Source organism: Agrobacterium sp. SORGH_AS_0440, from assembly GCF_031453135.1.
Taxonomy (GTDB): Bacteria; Pseudomonadota; Alphaproteobacteria; order Rhizobiales; family Rhizobiaceae; genus Agrobacterium; species Agrobacterium pusense.
This window is the reverse complement of sequence record NZ_JAVIYR010000003.1, coordinates 1-23,977: the sequence shown is the minus strand read 5'-3', so window position 1 is coordinate 23,977 and position 23,977 is coordinate 1. Positions and strand designations below refer to the sequence as shown.

Below are 23,977 nucleotides of genomic sequence, written 5' to 3'. Positions count from 1 at the left end.
CCAGGTTGCGAGTAAAGGAGAATCGAATGTCTGCAATCGACCGGATTGGCGGAGCCGCCGCGATTTACACACGTTTACGGCCGCAGGAGGCCACTCACACAGGCCCCGGCCAGGCTGCTGAGCGGCCGGTTGCAACTTCTTTCGGGGGCGCCCCCGCGCCCCTCTCCTCCAATCTTGCAAATGTACTCTGGTCACTCCAGGGAGAACCGGCCGGACACATTGATGAGGCGCCCCTGCAAGACAGCGGGCCAAGCCCGGAGGAAGAACTGAGCAAATGGGCGCATATGAGCCTCGGCGAAAAAATCAGGGCGCAGTATCTGGAGGCGCGCGGATTGACGGAAAGCGATCTTGCCGCAATGTCGCCCGACGAGCGGAAGGCAATCGAAGACGAGATCAAGAACGCGATCGTGGCTGCGATGAACGAGAATAGCAACGATGACGAAAGCCGGCCGGCTGAAATCTAGCCCCCGACGAATTGACAGCATCAACGCCGCGATAACCAAGGTATCGGCCGGCCATGCGCTGTTCATGACCCAGCCGGCTGTTCTCGCCGATACAATCGAACCGGCGGTAAAGTCGGTTTCCACAAAACGGAAATGAACCACTCAGCGCCCTCGGCGGGAACCAGGCACCTGCCGAGGGCCAAACGGTTGGCGTTGCCGTGGGCGTCGTATCGGCGCCCTCAACCCGCCGCTAAAAATGACCAACAAAGAACCGGGGCCCAGAACGACTTGCGATCAATTTTTGATTTATCGCACCACAGCGGCCGAAAAGGCGGATTTGATAAGTGTTCTGGTGTATTCAGCCGCCGGTCGGTTGAAGATGGCGAACACCGACCGCAATCGAAATCTGACCGCCAAGCATGACGCGCGCAAGCATGTCGCGGCCGTTGGAATCTGTACCGAAGAAAAAGTATTCGCGGTTGACGTCGCCTTCCAGCTTCAGCGTGCGTCCGTCGTCTTCGGTCGCAATCACCTTGGTATTTTTGAATTCATTGGCACGGTCGAAGTAGCGTGTTGCGCGCGGATCGATTGCGCTGCTGGAGGCGATGGTCGCCGTGAAAGTCTGGCCTTCAACGGCAAATTCCTTCAGCTCGACGCGGGCCCGGCTCGCAACACCCTCCATCACGTCCTGAAGGTTATTCACATCCGGGCGTGGCTCGAGACTGGGCGCTACCGAGACATAGGAGGAAAACACCTGATCATAGGTATGCGCCAGGAAATGAGGCCCGACGAACGAGAACAGAGTGATAAGGAGCAACATGACGGAACCCGCCATGGCCGCCTTGTTGCGTCTGAAACGCAGGGCTGCCAGCTGGAACAGGCTGCGGCTTTTGATTTGTTGCGAATGAGGGTTAGTGCCGGGGCTATCAGTCATGTCTGACCCTCGGATCAAGAAGGCCGTAGAGAATATCGACGACTAGATTGAACAGGATGACGAAAATGGCGACGAGAACAACGGTTCCCATCACCAGCGTATAGTCACGATTGATGGCGCCGAGAACGAAGTAGCGGCCGACACCGGGAATGGTGAAGATCGTTTCGATGACTGCCGAGCCAGTCAAAAGCGCGGCGGCGCAGGGAGCGAGATAGGAAACGACCGGCAGCATTGCCGCGCGCATGGCGTGGAAAACGACGACGCTGCGCGCGGGAAGGCCATAGGCCTTGGCCGTGCGGATGTGGTCCATTTGCAGTGCCTCGATCATGGCACCGCGCGTCAGCCGGGCAATGACCGCAAGCTGCGGCAGCGCAAGTGCGATCATCGGAAGAATGAGGTAGCGTAGCGACCCGTCACCCCAGCTGCCTGCCGGAAGAAGCCCGAGCAGCACGGCAAATACAAGCGTGAGAACAGGGGCCACGACGAAGTTCGGGACGGTGACGCCCACTGTCGAGATTGACATGATCGAGAAATCGAAAGCGCTGTTTTGCCTGAGTGCTGCGAGCGTGCCGGCGAGCACGCCGCCCACCAGAGCCAGCAACAGAGCATAACAACCCAGTTCGAGCGAATAGGGCAGGCCCTTGCCGATCAGCTGCGCGACGGTGTTGTCCTTATAGATGTAGCTTGGGCCAAAATCGCCGGTGACGGCATTGCCGAGATAGATGAGATACTGGCGCCATAGTGGCTCATCCAGATGATAGGTTCTCATCAGATTTTCCATGGTCTGCGGGGGGAGGGGACGTTCGAGATTGAACGGACCACCGGGCGCAAAACGCATCAGGAAAAACGAGATCGTGACGACGATAAACAACGTCGGCACGGCGCTCGCCAAACGGCGCAGAATAAACGAGATCATGTTTTTGGGCTCCGGCATGGCACGGTGGCGGGGCCACCGTGCCAGTGCTGCTTATTCGGAAACGCTCAGGAAGCGGCTGAGGTGTTGATTGGCAGCGTTGTCCACCCAACCCTTGACGCGGTTGGACACTAGCCAAAGATCGGCCTGCGTCAGAAGCGGCGCTACCGGCTGTTCCTTCATGAGGATCGTTTCGGCCTCGTGCAGCAGCTTGGAGCGAGCTGCCAGGAAGCGCATCCGAGACGAATTCACCAGGGAAAATTGCCACCTGAGAGCTGAGGGTGAGAAACGGCTGGCAACCCGATTGTAGCTCGTGCCCGAGCGGTTGGTGGCCTTCGCGGCACGAGCACGGCGTCTACAGAGACTGAGTTTGCACCTTTTAAACCTGCCGACGATAACGACCAGCTTGCCAGGGTGGCTGGAAACGCCCAAAATGCGCTGAAGCAGAACCGGGAAGGGCTTCATGAGCGTGTACAACCTGTCCATGGGACTCGGTGTCGTAGTGTTGATCGGCGTAGTCCTCAAAGGCTTTTGGGGATGCACCAGGATCAAGTCTGTTGAGCAGCTCGACAACCCACAAAGCGACGGCGTTGCGCCGAACTAAGCGGACGTCTGCAAGGCCGCAATGGCTTTCCAACGTGAGGGCCAGCGTGGCCTGTAGTGACAAACTCAGCCAGAGGAACGCCCCTCCAATTAAGTTTTGCGGACTGGACAGCTTGTCGTCGGCTCATCACAGGCGGAAACATATTTCGCCATTAGCACCCGAGGAGAGATGCAGTTCAGTCTTTTCTCCACACCTTGGGAACAAAATCGGGAGTGGCCCATTTCACCGGCGTACAATCCTCAGGGCGCTGAATGATCGACAACCAGAACTCCGGGCAGGACGCCAAAGACGCCGGTGAGCGTCTTGTGTCAGCGCATGCATCAGAAGATCCGTTTGCGGCGGCGATCAAGGCCACCCGCATGCCGATGCTGATTACGGACCCACGGCAGCCGGACAATCCCATCATTTTCTGCAACAAGGCGTTCTGCACCCTCACCGGCTACGAGGTTGGCGAGCTAATTGGACGCAACTGCCGACTCCTGCAGGGACCACAGACCGATCCGGACGCCGTCACCAAACTTCGTGACGCCGTTGCATCGCAAAAAGACATTGCCGTCGATATCCTCAACTACAGGAAAGATGGGTCCAAATTTTGGAATGCACTTTTCGTAAGCCCGGTGCGCGACGTGTCCGGAGCCGTGATCTACTTTTTCGCCTCGCAGCTAGACTTCACCAATATCAAGAGTAAAGAAGCCGAACTCGCCCGCGCCCGGCACATTGCCGAGGAAGAAGTGGCGCTCAGAACGGCCGATCTGACCGAGGCCTTGCGCGCAAAAACCGCGCTCGTGCATGAGGTCGACCACCGCGTGAAAAACAATCTTCTGACGATCGCTTCCATCGTCAAGCTCCAGGCACGAATGACAGATAACGAGGTCGTCGAGCGGACACTGATGTCCGTGCTGAACCGCGTCGAAGCACTGAGCACCGTTCAGCGCAAACTTCTGAACGATGAGGATGTTGGCCATTTCGACGTGGCGGACTTCGCCAACACCCTGATGCTGGACAAGATCGGTGCCTTGAAACGGACCGATATCAGTCTCACGACAGACCTTCACGAGGTCGTGGTTCCAGCAACCAAGGCATCTCCTCTGGCCTTGATCATCAACGAACTCATTGGAGACGCGATTGGCCGGGGACTGAAAGAAGGCGGTGGTGAACTGCATCTGGAAGTGAAGCGACTCAACGGTCACTTCCTCATCCGGGTCGTTGACACCGTTGTCCCGGTGGAAGTGGATAGCGAACAAGCCGCCTTCAGCAAGAAGATGCTGGAAGCGTCACTAAAGCAGTTGCGTGCAACGATCGTAAGGACCGTCGATGGTCGCCGTACTGACGTGCGGGTCACGCTCTCTGTAAAAGACTGAAAGGATATCGCGTGAAAATCTTGATTGTTGAAGACGAGGCTTTGCTGGCTATGGAGCTTGAGAGCGAGGTCGAAGAGGCCCTTGCTCCCAACGTTGGCGTTGACCAGCGCGTCGAGAGGCGAGACTGTCGCATCTCTAACTGGCCCAACTGTCGCATTACTAAATGGGCGTTGGAGAATCTAACCGAAGTGCATCATGCCTGTTTTTGAGGGTAGGGGATCAGGTCTCTCCTTGCAAATGTTCCATGAACGCTTCGGTTGGCGTCTTGTAGCCTAGGCACTTTCTGGGTTGGTTGTTGAGTATGCGTGTGATCTGGTTCAGCATCGCTTGTGACATCTGGCTGAGGTCCGTGTTCGATGGCAAGAATCGGCGGATGCGCTTGTTAGCGTTTTCCACCGCACCTTTTTGCCAGGGCGCGCTTGGATCACAGAACCAGCTTCGTGCGCCGATCCCATCTTCCAAAGCCCGAAATGCTGCAAACTCTGTGCCGCGATCGAACGTAAAGCTCTGACGTGCGAAAGCGGGCAAGGAGGAGAAGGCACGCACGATCTTGTCCATGATCGGTCGCGAATGTCGGCTCGGGTTTTTGATTAACACCGTGTAGCGGCTCTTGCGCTCAACAAGTGACGTTACATTGGCATGCCCAAACGGACGCTCGAAGATGATGAGGTCACCCTCCCAGTGCCCAAACCGCGATCTGTTTCCAATAAAATCAGGCCTTTGCGAGATGCGATGGCTCGCCGGGAATACACCGTCGCGAGGCTTCCTTGAACCCAATGGGCGACGTTTGCGGCGCGCTTCCGGCAGGTATCTATAGAGGCCGAGTTCGTAATCTTCCTTGCTGTAGATGAACCGGTAGATCGTTTCGGCAGACACGCGAACGGGGCTTATTCTTTCCGACAGTAGACGTCCGGCGATCTGCTCTGGAGACCACCGAGCCTCCAGTTGACTGATAACTTCAGCACGAAGATCTGGATGGCGTCGTAGCTTTCGCAGACGCCGCCGACGTTCGCGAGTAATCTCATCAGCAATGGTCGGAAAGTAGCCGCTGTATTCAGGAAGTTCCTGATCGCGGAACGTGTTTCGACGGATCTCCCGATAGATCGTCGATCGGTGGCGTCCTAGCCGACGGGCCATTTCGTTGACAGCAAGTTTCTGCTCTACGAAGCGATGAAGAAGACGACGATCGGCGAGGGTCAGTTGCTGATAACATTCAGACATGCCAAAATCTCCAAGTGAAGCCATTGAAATTATTGGCATGTCGCACTTGGAAATAGAATGTACCCGGCTACATACAATGTGGCAGCAGAGTTGAATTGTCGCGGATTGCGCAAAGTTAAAATGTCATCTGTCGCTCTACCGGCCGGTTAGAAATGCGACACTGACCGCCTCCTTGCTCTGACGGTCAGCCCCCGACCGGACCGGCTGGGCCGGGTTGCAAGGGTAGGGAGGGGGCGGGTGATAACGCTCCCTTTTGGCTTTAGCTTCCTTCGATCGTCACCCCAGAGGGAGACAATAGAGGAAGTAACCACGCTGCCGTATAAGGCATAGACTTGCGCGATCTTTTTGACAAACCGTGCTTTTCTATCTGAGAACTCGCACCGCCATTTAACGGTCCACGACCGCTCGGAACGTGATCTCAACGAGCTGTTGGGGAAAGGCGAGGCGCGTCACACCAATGATGTTGCTAGCCAGCTGAGGGAGTTCGGAACCGTAGACTTTTTTCCGGATTTCAGAGGCGGGGCCGAAGGCTGCATCGACGTCCAGTACGTAAAGTGTCTCTTCAACGACGTCATCGAAAGTTGCGCCGAATTGTTGTAGGAGGACGCGGGCATTCTCATAAGTTTGGCGAATCTGAGCTTCCATGGTGTCGAACGAAACTGGCTTTCCAGTGGCATCGATTTCGGCAGGTGCGACCAAATTCCCTTGGCTATCGTGGCTCAGCTGACCGGAAACATAGATCGTATCCTTAACCTTGACCGCTTGTGCGTAGCCAAATGCTTTTTCCCAGGCAACACCGTGGTTTGCAGATTCAACGCGTGGTGTGTTTGCTTTGTTCGTCATCGTTGGCTCCTTCGAGAAATGTTTAGAACCCGAAACTGAACGAGTTTGACCGTCTCGTAAATTGCAATAAATCTGACGAGTGTATTGCGTTTGACGCAATGAACGGAGCCGTCTTTGTTGACCACACGATATGGTGGGCGATGCGCTATTCCTGCGGATTGCTCGTCCGGCCACATATGATGGTCTCTCCAACAATCTTGATTACGACGTCTTATGACAGCAATGGGCCAGCTGCAGTCGTCCGCTTTTGGCCGGAAGTGGATCATTCAGCCGCATCTATTTGAGCAAGAGCCTTTTGCCGTCTCGCAATGACGTCCGGATCATTCATGAAATCCGTGCGCGGACCGGGTTTGCGGCCTCTCGGCTTGTAGCCGATCTTCTCACTGTTGGTCTTTGGCGCAGGTGCGTGGTCTCGATCTTGCTGCTCTTTGATATAGGCCAGCACTTCGCCGAGACGCTTGTTCTCGACCACAGCCGCATGGGTCACGCGCTGGTCCTTATCGAATATCTTGTAAGGCAACGAGTGACCTTTCCATCGAATATCCAGTCGACCATCAGCGTAAGCGTATGTCTCGACATACTTTCCAACTAGGCCGCGCGTGACGTCGTTCTCCTCAAGCATGATGCGTTTGCGCTCATAGGAGAATGAAAGCTGTGCGCCGACGTGTCTTTGCTCGCGTTTGCAAAGCACGTCATTCAGCCTGCTTGGCGCCAGATTGACAGGCCGATGGAGGTTGTCGGGGCGGGTAGGGGTCACCGCAAAGCGGTCATTGTATCGCTCGATGAAGGCTGGCAGAAACGCATTGCCGGTCTCCATGTCACTGATATTGGCAAGCCTCAATTCCTTGACCAGCCGATCCTGCAATGTCCTGTTCATACGCTCGACGCGTCCCTTGGCCTGGCTGGAATTGGCACAAAGGATCTCGATGTGCAGCTCCGATAGCGCGCGACCAAACTGCGTCATGCCTTGCCCGCCCTTGGCGTCTTTCTTTGCCACCCGAAAGACCGAATGCTTGTCGGAATAGAAGGCAATCGGTGCGCCATGCTCTTTGAGGTAAAGCGCCAATGCCTCGAAGTAGGTAAAGGCGCTCTCAGATCGAACAAACCGAAGCTGCATCAGCTTACCGGTAGCGTCGTCAACGAATACCAGTAGAGAGCAGGCCGGACCACGATCCTCGAACCAGCGATGCTCCGACCCGTCGATCTGCACCAACTCGCCATAGGCCTCACGCCGCAACCGCGGCTGATGAAACGTTCGCCGCTGCTTTCTCGAAAGCCATATGCCGGCATCCTGCATCCATTTGCGCAGCGTCTCACGCGAGACTGTGACGCCATGCTCTTCCTGAAGCTTCTCGGCCGCGAACGTAGGTCCGAAATCAAGGTAGCGTTCACGCACCAGCATCAAAACGTAATCACGGACGCCGCTGGCAATTTTATTGTTGGACGGTCGACCGATCGCTTTATGTCTGATCGAGCCAGCGCCGGTATGCTCAATTCGATCGACCAACCTTTGGACGTGGCGCGTGCTGATCGCCAGTACATGGGCTGCTGCAACAATGCTCATGCGGCCATCCACGACTTTGGACAGCACCTCGATTCTTTGCAGGTCGCGCTCGCTCATCGTAATCAATCCCATCCGCAATCTCCCAGATGCCAATCAGACCTGGGGAGTGTGACATTCCAACTTTGCAGAAACAGGACACTTTAACTTTGCGGCTACATACAACAATCGCATAAGATATATTATGGAACTAATTGCTGTTTCATTTCAGGTGAGACGCCGGCTTGCCGATATTTAGGCGGAAGTTCTGCGCTAGGCAGATCGTCGGCCTTAAACTGCTTACCAGTGGACCAGGGAAGCATGTTAAGTACCACACCAAGTCCCGCGATGATTGCAGCAACTACGGGCCTGGTTCCGAATTTGTTCAACCCAAACAATTTGAAGCCAGAAACAAGGGCACCGAGCGGTTTAATGATCAAGAACGGTATGAACAAGAATGGCAGAGAGACGAGAAAGAGTACGCCAGGGATCGCCGCCTCCAGCATAGGGTCGCCGCCGTATCGGAGCCGAATATGCGGGTTACGAGCGATCGCAAAAAGAATAAGTTCTTCCATGAAGCGAACGTAATCGGCTGATTGATCAGTTCGTGTCTCTCCCCGCCAATGCAGTGAGGATATCTCCCTCGATGAGAAGAGCATTCGTAAACGCGCGCTGTAGACGGGAAATCCAGTGGAGCCGACCCCGCTCGTTACGTGAACGTGTAGGAACCGAATAGAGGTCCACGGGATGAGACGGGAGGATCCCGCCCGCGTCACCAAAAGGCCTTTGGCGTCGACGACGTAAGCGGTTGTGATCATTGTGGATCCCACGCGAGGCATCACGACTTGCGCGGTAAAGCTGTAGGAAGGAGGTTCGTTCGCCTGCAATGGGGAGCTCTCGTGCGTTTTAGATTTCTTTGATCGTCAGAACGGCCATGAGCCGGCGATGACCAAATAGCAAGATTGCCGATGGACCCGCGAGATTCAAGACTGACTGGATCATCTCCATCTACTCTGGAGAGATGGCTGCAAGGTTTGGATGGAAGACATATTGTCGTCCTCTCGTTGGGCGAGAGTAACCGACCCTCACCCAGCAGTGCCCTTGACACCGCTACTGACACTTTACAGTGCGCCGAATAGTCCAGACGCAAGCGATTACAGTTCTGGAAGAGCCCCAAGCGAAGCTCACCCCCCAGTCACTCGCCATCATTGAGCAGTGGCTGCATTCCAGGGCATGGAATTCCCTTGCTGATGAATCTCAAAACGCGCAGGCTAATTTCTTCGATAGATTTCTAAAGGGCGTTACCGCTCCAAGGTGAAATTCCTCGGCCCCAACGAAAGGATGTCTTCCGCACAAGAACAAGGCCTGATTTCGTCTCGCGGTCTCAATATGCTGCAGTCCCTGTTGGCAGATGCCTGATTTGAAACCGGCGCGTGCCCGGATGACGACCGGTCATTCAACAAGACCTTTTGCAGAGTGATCGATCATTTCGGGCACTGAACCTTGCTATCTCGGCGATGAGCAATGCCGGGGGCGGAAAACGCACAATTCTCCCGACGCAAGGGGAGCTTCGCGCACGACACCGCACCATATCTTGGCGCCACCAAAAAAAGGCACGGTGGCCACCGATACGGCTAACGAAAAAATTTGTGCGACGCTGGAACAATGCGACGCGTCGCGCGTTAGCAAACAGCCTTTTCGTCCGGGGGGATGCACAGACGGGAAACGGCGAATGGGAATCTCAATGTCGAATGCCGAAAATGATACAGATCTACAGTTGAGTGAATACGAGGCTATCATCGCCGGTGGCGGAGCTCTACTGGATGCAGTTCCCGCGGCGGTGTACGTGTGCGACAGGAACGGGCTCCTGATCTCATACAACGCTGAGGCCGCACGCCTTTGGGGTAGATATCCTCGAATACGAGATCCACGAGACCGCTTCTGCGGATCGCTCCACCTTTATCTGCTTGACGGGTCAAGCCTTCCCCATGACAGCTGCCCGGTTGCCGAAGCTGTCCGTTCAGGCAAGGAAACGCGTAACGGCGAAGTGGTCATGGAGCGGCCCGACGGCTCGCGTTTTGAAGCATTGGTAAATGTACGCGCACTGCGGGACCGGGATGGACGCATCGAAGGGGCAATAAACTGCTTTCAGGACATCTCTTCACAGAAGGCTCTTGAACGGCAAGCAAATCGACACGCCGCCGACCTTGAGGACTTTTTTGAAAACGCTGCCGTCGGGCTCCATATCGTCAGCAACGAAGGAATCATTCTGCGGGCAAACAAGGCCGAGCTTGAGTTGCTGGGTTACACTGCGGAGGAATATGTCGGCAAACATATCGCCTCCTTTCATGTGGACGCCCGGGCGATCGCCGATATACTGGACAAGCTGAGCTGCGGCAGAGACCTCGATAGGTACCCAGCCAGACTTCGCGCCAAGAACGGGCAGATCAAGCATGTGTTGATCACTTCGAACAGTCGCTTCGAGGACGGACGTTTTATAAATACGCGCTGCTTTACCACTGATGTCACTGATGTGCATCAGGCAGAACTCGCACGTCTCGAAAGCGAAGAACGTCTTGCGGCAACCTATCAGGCTGCGACGATCGGTATCGCAGAGGCAGATTCAGCTGGACGCCTTCTGCGGGTAAACGACGCGCTTTGTCGGATGCTCGGACGCTCTGAGGACGAACTCCTCGCGATGACATTTCTTGATTACACGCATGCCGAAGACAAAAAGCAAGACGCAGAGCGTTACGCGCAGCAAGTCGAGGGTAAAATCGACAGCTACGTATTGCGCAAGCAGGCGATCAAACCGGATGGCACGTCCGTGTACCTCGACGTTCATAGCTCGTCGGTACGGGACGCCAAAGGAGAGTTTCGTTACGGCGTGCGCGTCCTCATCGACGTCACCAAAGCCAAACGGATGGAAGACCGAATACGAGAGAACGAGAGGAACCTGCGTGACCTTCTCGAGGCGTTACCGGCCGCGGTCTACACTACCGATGCTGACGGTCGCATCACGTTCTTCAACCGTGCGGCGGTAGAGATGGCGGGCCGCGTTCCGGCGTTGGGCGATGAGTGGTGCGTCACCTGGCGGCTCTTCCGAACGGACGGGACCTTTCTGCCGCACGACCAGTGTCCGATGGCGGTCGCGATTAAAGAGGACCGGCCAATTCGCGGAGAAGAGGCGGTTGCTGAAAGGCCGGATGGGACGCGCGTTCCGTTCATCCCCTACCCCACTCCGTTGCATGACAGCGAGGGTAGACTGACGGGCGCCATAAACATGCTGGTCGACATTTCGGACCGGAAGAAAGCCGAAGAGTTTGCGGAGCGGTTGGCCGCGATTGTCACCTTCTCGGACGACGCGATCGTCAGCAAAGACACCCAAGGCATAATCCAGACGTGGAACAAGGGTGCCGAACGACTTTTCGGATACACGGCCGCGGACGTGATCGGAAAACCGATTACGATCCTCATCCCCCCCGAACGGCAGGACGAGGAGCCGGAAATCCTTGCGCGCATCTGCAGGGGCGAGCACATCGAGCACTACGAAACCGTGCGCATGAAAAAAGACGGAAGCCTGATCGACGTCTCGCTCACGGTTTCTCCCTTGAAAGATGGCAAAGGGCAGATCATCGGAGCGTCGAAAATCGCACGGGATATAACGGAGAAGCGCCAGGAGGAGCGGCGCCATCTGTTGCTCATTAACGAGCTGAATCACAGGGTAAAAAACACCTTGGCCACGGTGCAGTCCCTCGCTTCCCAGACCTTCCGCGGCGAACGGGACAATCACGCCTTCCGGCAATTTGAGAGCCGCCTTGTGGCGCTTGCCCGAGCCCATGACCTTCTCACGCAAGAAAGCTGGCAGGGCGCGGATTTGCACGAGATTCTAACCAGATCGCTCCAGGCAGTATGCCTCGATCCGGGGCGCCAGCTCGAGGTATCGGGACCACCCTGCCGGTTGAATCCCAAACTCGCTCTCTCCCTGTCGATGGCCTTCCACGAACTTGGCGCCAATGCAACGAAACATGGGGCTCTCTCGGTCGATGGAGGCAAAGTCGCGGTTCACTGGAGTATTGATGGGAGCGGGGAAGGCAAAACGCTTCATCTCACATGGAGAGAGCTACATGGTCCCAGCGTCACGGCTGCCGAAAAAAGAGGATTTGGCAGCCGTCTTCTTGAACAGGCACTGGCTCGTGAACTGGATGCGCAGGTTCTCCTGTCGTTTCCCGAGTCTGGCGTCAACTTCAGTTTGACCGCGCCCCTGCCCGCCTCACATCCTGACGAACGGAATAAACACTGATGACTATCCCTGAAAGGAAGCTCCGCATTTTCATCGTCGAGGATGAAGCACTTGTGGCGATGCTGATGGAAGATATCGTAACGGATCTTGGCCACGAGGTGATCACGATTGCGTCACGCGTGCAGCAGGGTTGTGAAATCGCGCGTGGCGGAGACTTTGATGTCGCTATTCTTGATGTCAATCTCGATGGACAAACGAGTTATCCGATAGCGGAAATTCTGCGGGAACAACGCATCCCGTTCGCGTTCGCGTCGGGCTATGGTGCCAAGGGACTGGACCGTTCATATGCCGACGTGCCGACACTTTCAAAGCCCTACGTCACAGAGGACGTCGAGCGCCTGATAGCTGGGCTAATTCGTTAGCAATCTGTAAGACGACAAGCAGGTGTGGCGCTACCGGCTCCCTACAAAACCAATGCAAGTGGCACAGTGCGGTGGCCGCGATGTTGGTCGGTAGTGCCCGCGCGTGGAAACAAACCGATAGTTCCTGCGTTTCGGCGAGGGACCAGTAAATGACGGCGACGCTGAGGCCCATTCAACCGGAGCGACCAAATGCCTTATCTTGTTGAGATCCTGCTTCCTGTCACTCCCGCTTTGTCTGACCGCGCGCTTGAAACGGTCCGTTTCGAACTGACCAACCGTTTCGGCGGTGTGATGGTTCATGATCCCGTCCCGGCCGACGGCTTATGGAAGGATGGCAGGAAGGTTGAACAGGACCGTATACTTCTGCTCGAGGTCATGACCGACGAACTCGATCGCCACTGGTGGGCGCAGTATCGCCAAAGTCTTGAGACCCATCTTTCCCAAGATGAAATCATCGTACGCGCATTGTCCATTGAAAGACTGTAGCACAGGAGCCAGGACATGATCATTGGATACCACGCGTCTCACGAGCAATTCGCACCCGCCGAGTTGCTGTCATTCGTCAAACAAGCCGAGCGAGCGGGTTTCGATGCTGTCATGACCTCTGACCATATTACCCCGTGGAGTGAGCGCCAAGGCAACTCCGGCAACAACTGGACCTGGCTGGGAGCTGCCATGGCGGTCACGACGCTGCCCTTTGGCAGCCTCGCCATTCCCGGTGGCTTGCGCTATCACCCGGTTACGCTTGCGCACCTGATTGCTACTCTGTCGGAAATGTTTCCCGACCGGCTGCGCTGGATCGCAGTCGGAAGCGGCGAGGCTGTAAACGAACATGTCGTTGGCAAGGGCTGGCCGAACAAGCACGAACGCGATCAGCGTCTGCAGGCAGGGGCCGACATTATGCGAGGGCTTATGAAGGGTGAGACAGTGTCCCGCGTATTGCCATGGTTCTCAGTCGACAATGCGAAGCTCTGGTCGCTCCCCAGGCGGCCTCCGGCCGTGTTCGGCGCTGCACTGTCAGCGGAGACCGCTGCTTGGATGGGGGTCTGGACGGATGGTCTCCTGACGGTGCACAAGCCGGCTCGGGAGCTGGCGGACATTTTTGATCGGTACCGAGCGACGGGCGGCATTGAAAAGCCGCTCGCGCTCCAGCTGCAGCTCAGTTGGGGGACTACACGGGACGAAGCACGTATCGCTGCCTGGGACCAGTGGCGAACGGCAGCCGCACCGGCAGATCTCCTCGCGGACCTTGCAAGTCCGGCAGATTTTGACAACGTGACGCGCGAGATCCCGCCGGAGGAGATGGACCAGTGCGTCCCCCTTGTGAGCACTGCAGGCGACGTCCTTCGGCTGCTCGATGAATGCCGTTCCTGCGGCGTGGGCGAAGTTTACATTCACAACGTCTCTCGCGATCAGCCCGGCTTCATTCGATTCATGGCGCGCGAGGTGCTCCCGAAATTAGTGCAACGCCGTTAAAGTCATCTCTGTATTCAGGTGACCCGGAAACGGACTGGGAAAAGGAATTCTGTGCCTCATGGACAGCGGTCTGCTCGTTGGTTATCTCGCATCAATATGCTCCGTGGCGAGTTTCATCCCTCAAGTCTGGAAGGTGATGAGGTCAGGCGACACGGAAGCGATTTCAGTGCGCATGTATGTGTTGACTGTGACCGGATTTGCACTTTGGACGACGTTCGGTTTTCTTCGAGGCGAATGGCCCATCATTCTCACCAACTCCGTCTGTTTTTGCCTGTCCGGTATCGTCCTTCTCCAAAAACTCCGCACGCGCCACTCGCCTGAACGCCCATCGTAACGGGGCCACAAACGATGCCAGCTCGGCGAACCGCCGTCCTGGCTTCTCCCACACAAGCTATTTGTGGCACGAGCCGCGAATTTACCCGTAAATTTACCGTTACGTACTTTCCCGGCGCCTCACTATTCTGATTGCTTCTGAGTGAGAAGCTCGACGCGGTCCATGTTAAACGATGAGGCGACCAATGAAGTTTAGTCGACGTACCGGTTTGAAGATGCTCGCTGCGTTATCTGCTTTGGGCGTGACAGGTGTTTCAGGCTTTGCTGGGACGGACGCCCGAAAGCCAAGCGACGAAACGATCGGAGATGCCTACGTGTACCTGCTTGGGCGTGTGCTGGTTTTACGACAGGAGCAGATCGACAGGGGTGGCGACGGATTTACCTACAATCAGATCAAAATACAATCCGCTTGGCTCCGCCGACTTCGTCAATCCCAACTTCGACGTTGCCTATCTTGAGGCATGGATCGCTGTGGACGAACGCACTCCGGTTATCCTGGAAGTGCCTGAAATCACGGGCCGCTATTACACGGCTCAAATCCTGGACGAGTGGGGAGAAGTTGTCAGCAACATCAACGAGCGAACATTTCCATCAATGCCATTCGGAAAATTTGCCCTGGTTCCCCCAGGTTGGCAAGGGATCCTACCCTCGGACACGGCCCGCATCGAGTTGCACTCGCATAAGGCGAAGATGCTCGGGCGGGTCGAGCTCAGAGGCGAGCCGGAAGGTGCTCTGAACCTGCAAAGAAAATTTAAGGTGACCGCGATGGGCAATCCCGTTATAGCACCGCCGCCGTTCGTCCCCATGTTCGACAACAGGTCTCTGATTGGTGCGGAGATTTTCGACGATGCTGAAACGAAGCTGAGCAGCGCGTTTGACGTTTCTCCGGTCGCTGCCAATATGCAGCAGCAGGTACGCTTTGTCGCCGCCTATGTCGCGTCTTCTGCAGAAGCGCGTGCCTCCGTCGACAAGCTCTTGCGCGAGAAGGTCATCCCGCAATTTATCGAATACGCCTTCACAAAAAGCGCACCCTATCGTAATCATTGGGTGGGCGGTGGCCAGACTGGCAACTACGGAAGCAATTACTCACTTCGAACCGTCGTCAATTTTGCGGGCATATGGGCTAATACCAGTGACGAGGTAATTTATTTCGTTGCTACCCGCGACGTAACCGAGAAACCGCTCGATGGCTCAAAAAGCTACGTCATCCATTTTCCCGCCGACAAATTGCCCGACTTAGTGGTCGATGCCTATTGGTCCGTGATCCTCGTCGGCGTTCCTGACTACCGCGTCGTCGCCAACGACCTCAAACGCTACAATTTCAACAGCTATTCTGACCTCAAAAAGGAGAAGGACGGCTCGTTGAAGATTGCCATCGGCCCCCACCCCGTTCGTGGTATTCCGGAATCGAACTGGCTGCCATCTCCCGAAGGTAGACCGTTTTCACTGACGTTCCGAACATACGTTCCGAAAGAAGCCGTTCGGCACGGGGACTGGGCACCTTCTGCTGTCACCCAGTTCGTCCAATGATCCACGCGGGAGCACGAACCGTGGTGCGAGCTCACGCTCCGGGTCCCGTCGAAAGGCCGTTTGAGAACGCGCAGACTCCCCCGGCGGCGGCTGAGGGTGAATAGCGCGGATCTGGTCCGCGCTGTCTTGCTCGACCTCTGGGAAGCGGGAAGGGACCGCGACAAACATCTATGTTTCGGGCACCGTCAGTTCGACAGTGACTCCGTCAGGATGCCTACAATCATCACGAGCTCGAGTACGCCACCAGCCACAAACAGAGCAGACATTACGACCGTAGAATAACCACCGCTTGGCCTTGGCGGGCTACTGTAGCTGACGGCGTTCAACACACCGCCGAAGAGCCAGATTACCAAGCCGGCGACCCCTACCAGCACCCATGTTCCCGATAAAGCTTCCACTGCCATCACTTTTTCCTCTGCGCGCCACCCGCCTCCTGGGAGGCGGGCATTTTGGGTGGAAAGATGCTCACATCTGTTCCTTCTGCGCCCCGCCGCCCGGCTTGGCAGGACCGAGCTCCGGTTTCTGCCCTAGGGGCTCGGAAATCTTTGTCGAGAAATCCCCTCTTCCATCAATGGAGGCTCCTGTGCTCCAGCGGCCCTGAGCCGGCTCGCTCCCATCGTACTGGAAGCCCAGATAGGCGTAGCTGAACTCCTGCTGTTCCAGCTCTTGCGGAAAGCTGTTGGGAATGGGAAAGACACTTTTTGCCCCGCCCAACTCCTCCAGCGCGGCAAGCCACTGGTTTTGATGCATCGTGTCCCTGGCAATGAGGAACGACAGCATGTCCTTCATACCCGGGTCGTTGGTCATGTTGTACAGCCGCACAGCAAGCACCCGGCCTGTCGATTCCGCAGCAACATTGGCGGTCATGTCGGCAGCAATGTTTCCGCTGGCATAAATATGCGACATGTCAAAAGGCACGCCGTCTGAATCGACGGGCATAGCGGCGAGCCCGGACGATAGTATGTTCTTCAGATTGACGCCATTCAGCACGGCTCCTCCCACCGCATCGCCAGAGATTTCCTCCCGCAGCTCAAGGGGCGCGCCTTCAAGATTGAGGGCAACGGCGGTGGCGAGCATTTCGATATGACTGAGTTCTTCCGTGGCCGTGTTCATGAGAAGGTCGCGAAATTTCGGATTCCCGCGCGCGCCGCACGCCTGGAAAAAATATTGCATGGCGACCCGGATTTCTCCTTCCACGCCGCCAATTGCCTGCTGAAGCGCTCTTGCAAACAGCGGGTCTGGTGTCTCCACTCTCACTGGGTACTGCAGCTTGTTGTCGGTATAAAACATTTGATTTCTCCTCGTTTCATCGCCGCCCAACCGGGCGCCGCGGGGATTGTTCCGGCCCATAACGCAGAACGAGCACAACACGCAACGAGCCAGCGCGTGCCCGGATATCGGCGGGAACTTCCGTGGCGAACAACGGTTGGGGGCGCTCAACAAGGAGGATGAAGAATGACAACCGACGTGCGCGAAATTTTTGTGACCGGACTGCGTAATGCCCACGCCATGGAAAACCAGGCTCTGTCGATCATGAAACCGCAGATTTCAAGGATCGAGAATTATCCGGAGGTGAAGGCCCGACTGGAACTTCACTATCGAGAGACGGAGGGACAGATCGCCCGCCTTGAGGAAATCCTCAATGGACTGTCGGAATCGGCCTCGACAATAAAGGACACGGCGCTTTCCATGACAGGCTCTCTCGCAAGCCTCGGGCATACAGTTGCCGGAGATGAGATCATAAAGAACAGCCTCGCGAATTTTGCCTTCGAAAATTACGAAATTGCTGCCTACAAATCTCTGCTGACCCTCAGCGACCATGGAGGCTATCAGGCAGCTTATTCTGCACTCCGAAGCAACCTCGAAGAGGAGGAGAACATGGCGCGGTGGCTGGAAGACAATCTGGATAAAGTGACCCTCGAATTTGTGGCACTCAGTGAACAGGGTCAGACCGCCAAGGTCTGACCTTTCGCTTCGGACCAATCGATGAGTCACGCGGAATTTCATGATATCCGGCGGAGGGGCACGTTGCATTCTGACAACTTCGACAAAGGCGACATCTTGTGCTGCGTTTTTCTTCCTTTTGTAAACGAGGTACGCCGCGTGGCTCATCATCCCGGGCGGATCGAAACAAAACGCCGGCTTGCCGAAAAAGCGGTGGCTTATCTTGATCTGCTCGAACCGGCCTTCAGCCAGCACGGGGGCCTCGCCGTCAGGCAACGGCAAGCAGTGCGCAAGTTCCGCACCTCGCCCGACTCAGTCGGCAAGTCGGAAGCCGATATGGATGAGCTGCTGCGCGAGGCCACGCAGCAAATCGAAGCCATGGTTCTCCTGATGGATGTAAGACCTGGGTAACCTTGGGTAACACGTGTTGATAAAGCGGCGATGTTGTCGTGCTCGCCTTGCGACCCTTCTTCGCAGAGGGACACACATGGGCGGCACCTCGTCAGAGGCGGCAATGCGCGCCGGTCGTGTCACGCTGGACCTGTGTTTCGGGGGCAGGAGAGAGGTTTTCGTCTCCAGTGATCTATATCACGCCCCATAGAATCCTGCGCGCAGGTATGGGTGACTGCGGATACCGGAGAGGCGATATAACTTGGGTCCCTGCACTTGCCACTGCGTCGTCTTCACTATCACGGCAATCGCCGGTGTCGCCAAAGGCATGAACGAGAGCGCAGAAGCTTAAACTCCCGCTACCCGGTCGCGGCACTGCGATTTTCGGACCGTCGAGCATACAGGCAGAAAGGGCGGTGACGGGACGGCTTGTCGCACCGTGGCTTCCTATAGAGGTATTCGTGAGGCCGATCCGTATTGGTGATGCTGCGCAGGCGGCCCCAGCCGGTGATCTGATGCTAAAACGGCACTGTGCCGAACTGTGCGGCTGTGGTTCATCCGCGTGGCAGGTGATCGCCGAACCCTGGACGGGACGCTGTCCGGCCTAGAGTGCGAGATTGTCGGCGTGGACAAAGCATAGCTTGTTGCCTTCCGGATCGCGGCAATAGGCGGCGTAGAAGTCCGCGGCGTAGCGTGGCCGTATGCCGGGAGAGCCTTCACTGATACCACCCATACGGATTGCTGCGTCCCAGGCGTCGTTAACAGCAGATCGCGAAGGCGCAGCGAAGCTGATCTGGACTCCGTTTCCCCAAGTTGCCGGAAGTCCATTGATCGGTTTGCGAAGGGCAAACTGCGGCCACCTCCTGTCACCGCTTTTCCAGATGACGCCTGCGTCCACGCCGGTTTCGGTCTGGAAATCACGTTGCAATGCCAGGGGTGCCAGGACGCAGTCGTAGAAGTCGACCATTTTTTCGAGGTCCCTCGCGCCTAGCATAATATGACTGAACATTCTTTCTCCTCGCTGACCAACATCACGCCTGCCCTTCCCGCGCAAGACATCGTATGCGCTACCTATGTTCATTCGTCTGGTATCGATCGTCGCGCCAAGCGCCGCGCATCGAATGATAAGGTTCCGCTATCAGATGCGACGCGCCGCGCGTCCATTGCACCGGTCGATTAGGCTTCCAGGCCGAAATCGCGCTCCTTGACCTCCGCAAGTGCCGCGTCAATGCGCGATCCATCAGAGATTGCGGCTGCGTTTCCCTCGCATCTGGCGGTTCAGCGCCACGAACTACGCCCGCGACACCTGCGTTGAGAAGTACTTAGACCGTCAAGACTTCGCTGTTCAGTCATAACCCTGAAGCTCGAATGGATGTTCCGGCGAGAATGTTGGATGGTGCGGCAGTTCCCCATGCTCGCAATCGCTCTCCGAAAATTTTGCCGCAAGCGCATAAACTCCTTTGACCGCGACGAGATTAGTTTCCGGCAGTGAGCCCTTTGCTGGATCGTTTATCCAATCGTTGCTGACGCCAATCGGAGCTACATCGAGTGGCTGGCATTTTGCGTTGGCGTCTATTGCCTCCGGACGATGGACGCAATCTGCCACCCCGAACATGTCATGATGGAAGCTGCTTCTCGGATAAAAAGAGGCCCGCAGTGGGCTGGGGTAAACTGCGGGCCTCTGTCAGGCCGCCTGACGCGACCGTACACAGGGTGGCTCGTGATGAATGAACGCCAGATGAACAAACGCGCGCTGGAGGGGGCGAGAACCAACCCGCAAAAAACAGGATCAGTAGCCGAGCACGAGGCTTGCTGCGCCGACTGACGCCGGTCGTATATGTCGCGTGGCCGGACCGCGGCGTCTGGCGGTCAGTCTGCGTGCGCAGGCCGTATAATTTCTACTCCTCAAATCTCAGAGTGGACTCCCTCAAAGATTGCACTAGTGTCTGGCCAATGCATCCGCGCGGTCGCGTCTCGTTCCGAAGCTCGTATACGTCCAGCGCCAGGAGGATAGCATGAAACGACCTGCACAAATCGAAGGCTGCTTGCTGCAGCGAACTCTCGGAAAATGGGCTGCGTGTTTCACGCCCCACCACGCCTTGCAAGTGAAGCTCGTAGAAGACACAATCACCGAGACGTTGAAAACACTGTCTTCACGAGGTGACGAGGCTGCAATTGATGCAGAACTTTTTCTGACGATGCGGCGTCTGGCGTTACGCGCTTTTGGCTCGGCTTATGCGCTGCCGGAAAACTATCCACTGCGCAACAGTTTTCCTCCTGACGAAAACATCTCAGCCAAGCGTTGATGATGGACAGGGGCGTCAATGAGTGCCCGGGATCTCAAGCTTCCTCCCGCCACGCAAGGACCAGCCGCCTCTCGCGCCTGCGATCCCTCTCCAGCGTGGCACAGCGCCGATAATCGGCACTCCGACAGCACCCGTGCGCGCGCGACACGGTAAGGATCGACAGCGCACCGTCACCTTCAGCTTTGCCGCTCAACCCATTTAGTTCCCCGAATCTTTTGGGGTTGCTGTATCGCAAGATGACCGGGCAGCCGCATGTATCTTGCAAGTGCCAGGCTACTGGCGTGTTACGATGCGGTGACCGAAGTCATTTTTGATGATGGCTGGCTCACTGATAACCAGCCAGAGCAGGTAGCCTAACCCACCCAGAAAGGTGGCGCAGCCGACGAGGAGGAACGCGATACCGAGATACAATAGTGCCAGATGTCTTATGCTCATGTTCGCTGACAGCGGGGTTGGGTAGCTGCTAGGATCCGTGGGGCGCAACTACTGGCCAGCCAAGGCCGTCATATCCATTATCAAGCAGTGCAAATTCGTCAAGAAATCCCGGCACCACGCCGCGGAGCACTCAAAATGCGGAACGCCGGATTCCCCGGTGCTGTGGGGATCGAAATCAGAGGTGCCTGGTTTCGGACCTGCGCTCGGACCCTCGCGACAACGATGACGATGGTGCCCGCGTCCCGGGCGGCCTAGGCCGGCAACTGGGCTCGCATGTCCGGTACCGCGGAAGGGAGCCGAGCCGGAACCGGATTCCATCTAGTTGGTTTGGTCGAGCGGAGGGTGAAATGTCAAAGCCCGTCATAAAGCAGCAGACCGTTTCCAGCCGGCTTGACCGTAACATCGCAGCCCTGCTCGAGCGGCGGCGGCAGGAGGCAGCGACGGCTTCGCTTCAGGAGAAGGCGGCGGCAGCCATCACCCGTTTCGCTGGCTCGATGATATTTGTCTACATTCATGCATTGGTGTTTGGAGGGTGGATCGTGATTAATGTTGGTCTGCTTCCCATCCTTCCGGCGTTTGATCCATCGATGGTTGTTCTGGCCATGGTCGCTTCCGTAGAAGCTATTTTCATCTCGACATTCGTTATGATCAGTCAGAACAGGATGGCAGAGGCCGACGACAAGCGCGCGGACCTCAATCTCCAGATATCGCTTCTTGCAGAGCACGAGACCACGCAACTTCTATCGATCGTGACCGCGATAGCGGAAAAACTCGGTCTCGACCTTGCTCAGAAGCAGGAAATTGCACAACTGCAAGAGGACGTTACGCCGGAGGGCGTTCTGGACACCATTGAAAAGATCTCGGGTGGAGAGGACGGCCAGTCTGAGGGAAGAGGACCGCTCGGCAATGTTTAGACGTACCGATCGCAATTTGCTGCTGATGGTTGGGTCCACATGTTGATACGCATTGATCGTCCGCTGACTCAGGCCTCTGGCCGATAACCATTACCCGGCGGTTCACCGCGACATGGCGGATACGACCGCCAAACCGAGCCGCCTCACGGTGCAAAATTGCAAACAGTTACTGGCGGAACAGCAGATCTGGTGTAAGCGCGGCAGTCGTGCATCCGTTCGTCGGCGCAACGGGATGTCGCGCCCGGACTGCGAGTGATTTTTGACCGGCTGTGCCATTTGAATTGCCCCCTGTCAGATTGGGCGCGGCCGGCCTTTGACAACCACGATCCGCCGGAAACACGTCCTCCTCCGACGCTACCGATTCACATCTGCATCCCTCTCACCACCGGCCGCCAGCCGGCTCGCCTCAGGCAAGGCCGGATGTCGTGGCTCGTCATGCATTTGGTGTCTGTGACCTCATGCGTTCGGACATCATTGCCTGGAAATTTGACATCAGAATTATGCATCCGCCGATAACGACCCAGACGTCTATACCTTCTCCGTAGGCGTAGAACCCGACGAGTGCAGCCATGGGCACCCGCAGGAAGTCGACGGGCATGATGACAGAGGCATCGACGCGCTTCAACGCCTGTGCCTGGCAGTAGTGTGCACTCAACGCACCAACGCCGGCAACCATCATCCATGGAACATCGGACAGGCGCAGGCCGGTGTCTGTGGAAAACCGCCCGGCCAAGGCATGTGGGACTGCTTGATGTTAACGATGACGGCTGAACCCCATTCCCTGGTGGTGACAGGCCTTTCCGCGTCCGCTAAGTTTCGCCCCCTCGTTGATGGTGTCGTCTTGGCACATTCACTCTGGAGCTTTCCGTTACGGCCGGCTGCCGGTCAACACGACGACGCGACAGTTGAAGAACCCTTCACCGGGGTCAGTGAAAATGGCGGGGCCGTTCGGCTGCTCGGCGTCCCTTGGTGCGTACCAGACCAGCAAGCGTCACAATCCTGATCCTGCCCGAGCGCCAGGACGGGGGCCTCAGACCCTCGCACCAATCTTCGGGCTCACCATTTCGAACATGTGGAACCGGGGCGCCGGAGGAGGATCGGCTCGTGGCGTCGCGACCGGCGCAATAGGTCCGCATCGTCGGAAAAAAGGCCGCGTCTAGTCCGGCAGTTTTGCAGGTTTTAACTGCGAAACTGGTCCGGCAATGCGACAGCGAAATCCCTGCGTGCCAAACTGCAGTTCAGGCGCTGTACCGAATAATGAGCCTAAAGCTGATCGAATATAGCGCGTCCCGTATCCTTGACGACTGGGGGCGACCGCGGGTGGGCCGCCTCGTTCAACCCAGTGCATGCTGAACAGGGGGTCATTTCCGTCGGTTATTTCCCAAACCACTTCCACGCTACCCTCAGGAACAGAAAGCGCGCCGTATTTAATGGCATTGGTCGTCAATTCATGAATACAAAGCGCGATGGTAGTCCCCGCATCCCGACCGACAACAATATCTGGACCGGAAACCGCGATTCGCGTCCAGCCATCACCGTTATAGGGAGCTATGGTCGTGGCCACAATCAAAGAGAGGCCAACCTCCTCCCCGCCCGCCTCGAAGACTGCCGAATGAACGCCCGAAAGGGCCTGAAGCCGCGCGCCGAAATCACCCGCCAGTTCGTCCACGGTCGTAGCGCGTTTTCGCGTCATCTGGAAAATGGAGGTGACAGTGGCAAGGATGTTCTTCACGCGATGGTTCAGTTCCAAACGCAGTTCTCTCTCCCGTTCGATTGAATTGCGAACTTGCCGCTGCCGTAACCGCACCAGAAGGTTCAACTGAATAGCGTTGACCAGTTCTAGCGGCGCGATCGGACGCACATGGAACAGAAGACGGGATTTCGGCCATGCTGCCTGCAATCGATCCCGGATGCTTTGCACCGGTGCAGCCTTCTCAAGGAGGACGATAATCGGTATTTCTGACCAATCGGGTTGGGATTTCAAGTGATCGGAAACCTTCGTCAGGACAGAAGGGGTGAGCGCTTCGTGCGTGATGGTAATAATGCCGGGTGACGAACAAAGAAGATCTTCAAGGCCATCATCCATTCTGGCCGAGACCGCAGCCACCTGTTGGTCTTGCAAAAG

Annotated in this window: 22 protein-coding genes and 2 pseudogenes; 12 read left to right on the top strand and 12 right to left on the bottom strand. The window is 56.6% G+C overall.

Annotation, left to right across the window (positions count from 1 at the left end; translation table 11 throughout):
• The first annotated feature begins 26 nt into the window (after positions 1-26).
• Positions 27-464 (top strand): hypothetical protein, encoded by a 438-nt coding sequence (locus QE453_RS22865; RefSeq protein WP_135856918.1) that lies wholly within the window; start codon positions 27-29, stop codon positions 462-464.
• A gap of 364 nt (positions 465-828) precedes the next feature.
• On the opposite strand, the pseudogene QE453_RS22855 reads toward QE453_RS22865, so the two are convergent.
• The 3 genes and pseudogenes from QE453_RS22855 to QE453_RS22845 form a co-directional block, all read right to left on the bottom strand.
• Positions 829-1,377 (bottom strand): annotated as a pseudogene (locus QE453_RS22855) (ABC transporter permease); the annotation flags it as partial.
• On the bottom strand, positions 1,370-2,293 hold the full coding sequence (gene oppB / locus QE453_RS22850; protein WP_309778233.1) for an oligopeptide ABC transporter permease OppB: 924 nt from the start codon (positions 2,291-2,293) through the stop codon (positions 1,370-1,372). The pseudogene QE453_RS22855 and the gene oppB, both read right to left, overlap by 8 nt.
• 51 nt (positions 2,294-2,344) lie before the next feature.
• Positions 2,345-2,515, bottom strand: a pseudogene (locus QE453_RS22845) (peptide ABC transporter substrate-binding protein); the annotation flags it as partial.
• A 630-nt stretch (positions 2,516-3,145) separates the two neighbouring features.
• Between QE453_RS22845 and QE453_RS22840 the strand changes: the two are divergent.
• Complete coding sequence (locus QE453_RS22840) at positions 3,146-4,255, top strand: PAS domain-containing protein (RefSeq protein ID WP_309778231.1); 1,110 nt, start codon at positions 3,146-3,148, stop codon at positions 4,253-4,255.
• A gap of 219 nt (positions 4,256-4,474) precedes the next feature.
• Here the strand turns inward: QE453_RS22840 and QE453_RS22835 are convergent, their stop codons facing one another.
• The 4 genes from QE453_RS22835 to QE453_RS22820 all read right to left on the bottom strand — a co-directional run bounded on the left by QE453_RS22835 (position 4,475) and on the right by QE453_RS22820 (position 8,434).
• Positions 4,475-5,476, bottom strand: coding sequence for an IS30 family transposase (locus QE453_RS22835; RefSeq protein WP_309777454.1), 1,002 nt, complete (start codon positions 5,474-5,476; stop codon positions 4,475-4,477).
• A 387-nt stretch (positions 5,477-5,863) separates the two neighbouring features.
• Complete coding sequence (locus QE453_RS22830) at positions 5,864-6,319, bottom strand: Rid family hydrolase (RefSeq protein ID WP_112540347.1); 456 nt, start codon at positions 6,317-6,319, stop codon at positions 5,864-5,866.
• Between the two features lie 262 nt (positions 6,320-6,581).
• A complete protein-coding gene (locus tag QE453_RS22825) occupies positions 6,582-7,955 on the bottom strand; it encodes an ISNCY family transposase (RefSeq protein WP_182590814.1) in 1,374 nt (457 codons plus the stop codon).
• A 107-nt stretch (positions 7,956-8,062) separates the two neighbouring features.
• A complete protein-coding gene (locus tag QE453_RS22820; RefSeq protein WP_309778230.1) occupies positions 8,063-8,434 on the bottom strand; it encodes a hypothetical protein in 372 nt (123 codons plus the stop codon).
• Between the two features lie 1,169 nt (positions 8,435-9,603).
• Here QE453_RS22820 and QE453_RS22815 point away from each other — a divergent pair.
• From QE453_RS22815 to QE453_RS22790, 6 genes are all read left to right on the top strand, one after another.
• Entirely contained in the window at positions 9,604-12,162 is a 2,559-nt protein-coding gene (locus QE453_RS22815; protein WP_309778228.1) for a PAS domain S-box protein, read from the top strand.
• Complete coding sequence (locus QE453_RS22810) at positions 12,162-12,524, top strand: response regulator (RefSeq protein ID WP_309778226.1); 363 nt, start codon at positions 12,162-12,164, stop codon at positions 12,522-12,524. Before QE453_RS22815 ends, QE453_RS22810 begins: the two co-directional genes overlap by 1 nt.
• 189 nt (positions 12,525-12,713) lie before the next feature.
• On the top strand, positions 12,714-13,010 hold the full coding sequence (locus QE453_RS22805) for a hypothetical protein (RefSeq protein WP_309778222.1): 297 nt from the start codon (positions 12,714-12,716) through the stop codon (positions 13,008-13,010).
• A gap of 15 nt (positions 13,011-13,025) precedes the next feature.
• On the top strand, positions 13,026-14,000 hold the full coding sequence (locus tag QE453_RS22800; protein WP_309778221.1) for a TIGR03885 family FMN-dependent LLM class oxidoreductase: 975 nt from the start codon (positions 13,026-13,028) through the stop codon (positions 13,998-14,000).
• Between the two features lie 58 nt (positions 14,001-14,058).
• Entirely contained in the window at positions 14,059-14,334 is a 276-nt protein-coding gene (locus tag QE453_RS22795; RefSeq protein WP_309778220.1) for a SemiSWEET transporter, read from the top strand.
• Between the two features lie 365 nt (positions 14,335-14,699).
• A complete protein-coding gene (locus QE453_RS22790; RefSeq protein ID WP_309778218.1) occupies positions 14,700-15,863 on the top strand; it encodes a DUF1214 domain-containing protein in 1,164 nt (387 codons plus the stop codon).
• 465 nt (positions 15,864-16,328) lie between these two features.
• Here the strand turns inward: QE453_RS22790 and QE453_RS22785 are convergent, their stop codons facing one another.
• Positions 16,329-17,153, bottom strand: coding sequence for a manganese catalase family protein (locus QE453_RS22785; RefSeq protein WP_309778216.1), 825 nt, complete (start codon positions 17,151-17,153; stop codon positions 16,329-16,331).
• Between the two features lie 165 nt (positions 17,154-17,318).
• Between QE453_RS22785 and QE453_RS22780 the strand changes: the two genes are divergently transcribed.
• Together QE453_RS22780 and QE453_RS22775 are read left to right on the top strand one after the other, a co-directional pair.
• Entirely contained in the window at positions 17,319-17,828 is a 510-nt protein-coding gene (locus tag QE453_RS22780) for a ferritin-like domain-containing protein (protein ID WP_309778215.1), read from the top strand.
• A gap of 138 nt (positions 17,829-17,966) precedes the next feature.
• The gene (locus tag QE453_RS22775; RefSeq protein WP_309778213.1) at positions 17,967-18,218 is read left to right on the top strand and encodes a hypothetical protein; all 252 of its coding nucleotides are present in this window, start codon (positions 17,967-17,969) and stop codon (positions 18,216-18,218) included.
• 583 nt (positions 18,219-18,801) lie between these two features.
• On the opposite strand, the gene QE453_RS22770 is transcribed toward QE453_RS22775, so the two are convergent.
• Together QE453_RS22770 and QE453_RS22765 are read right to left on the bottom strand one after the other, a co-directional pair.
• On the bottom strand, positions 18,802-19,206 hold the full coding sequence (locus QE453_RS22770) for a VOC family protein (RefSeq protein WP_309778210.1): 405 nt from the start codon (positions 19,204-19,206) through the stop codon (positions 18,802-18,804).
• A gap of 336 nt (positions 19,207-19,542) precedes the next feature.
• Positions 19,543-19,812 carry a hypothetical protein gene (locus QE453_RS22765; RefSeq protein ID WP_309778208.1) on the bottom strand — a complete coding sequence of 90 codons (270 nt, stop codon included), beginning with the start codon at positions 19,810-19,812 and terminating at the stop codon, positions 19,543-19,545.
• A gap of 400 nt (positions 19,813-20,212) precedes the next feature.
• On the opposite strand from QE453_RS22765, the gene QE453_RS22760 reads away from it, so the two are divergent.
• Together QE453_RS22760 and QE453_RS22755 are read left to right on the top strand one after the other, a co-directional pair.
• Positions 20,213-20,503 carry a hypothetical protein gene (locus tag QE453_RS22760; RefSeq protein ID WP_156510787.1) on the top strand — a complete coding sequence of 97 codons (291 nt, stop codon included), beginning with the start codon at positions 20,213-20,215 and terminating at the stop codon, positions 20,501-20,503.
• Between the two features lie 782 nt (positions 20,504-21,285).
• A complete protein-coding gene (locus tag QE453_RS22755; protein ID WP_309778205.1) occupies positions 21,286-21,852 on the top strand; it encodes a DUF1003 domain-containing protein in 567 nt (188 codons plus the stop codon).
• Positions 21,853-22,285: 433 nt separating this feature from the next.
• On the opposite strand, the gene QE453_RS22750 is transcribed toward QE453_RS22755, so the two are convergent.
• Complete coding sequence (locus tag QE453_RS22750) at positions 22,286-22,585, bottom strand: DMT family transporter (protein ID WP_309778203.1); 300 nt, start codon at positions 22,583-22,585, stop codon at positions 22,286-22,288.
• 423 nt (positions 22,586-23,008) lie between these two features.
• Positions 23,009-23,977, bottom strand: a 969-nt coding sequence (locus tag QE453_RS22745; RefSeq protein ID WP_309778201.1) for a sensor histidine kinase, incomplete at its 5' end; no start/stop codon positions are given.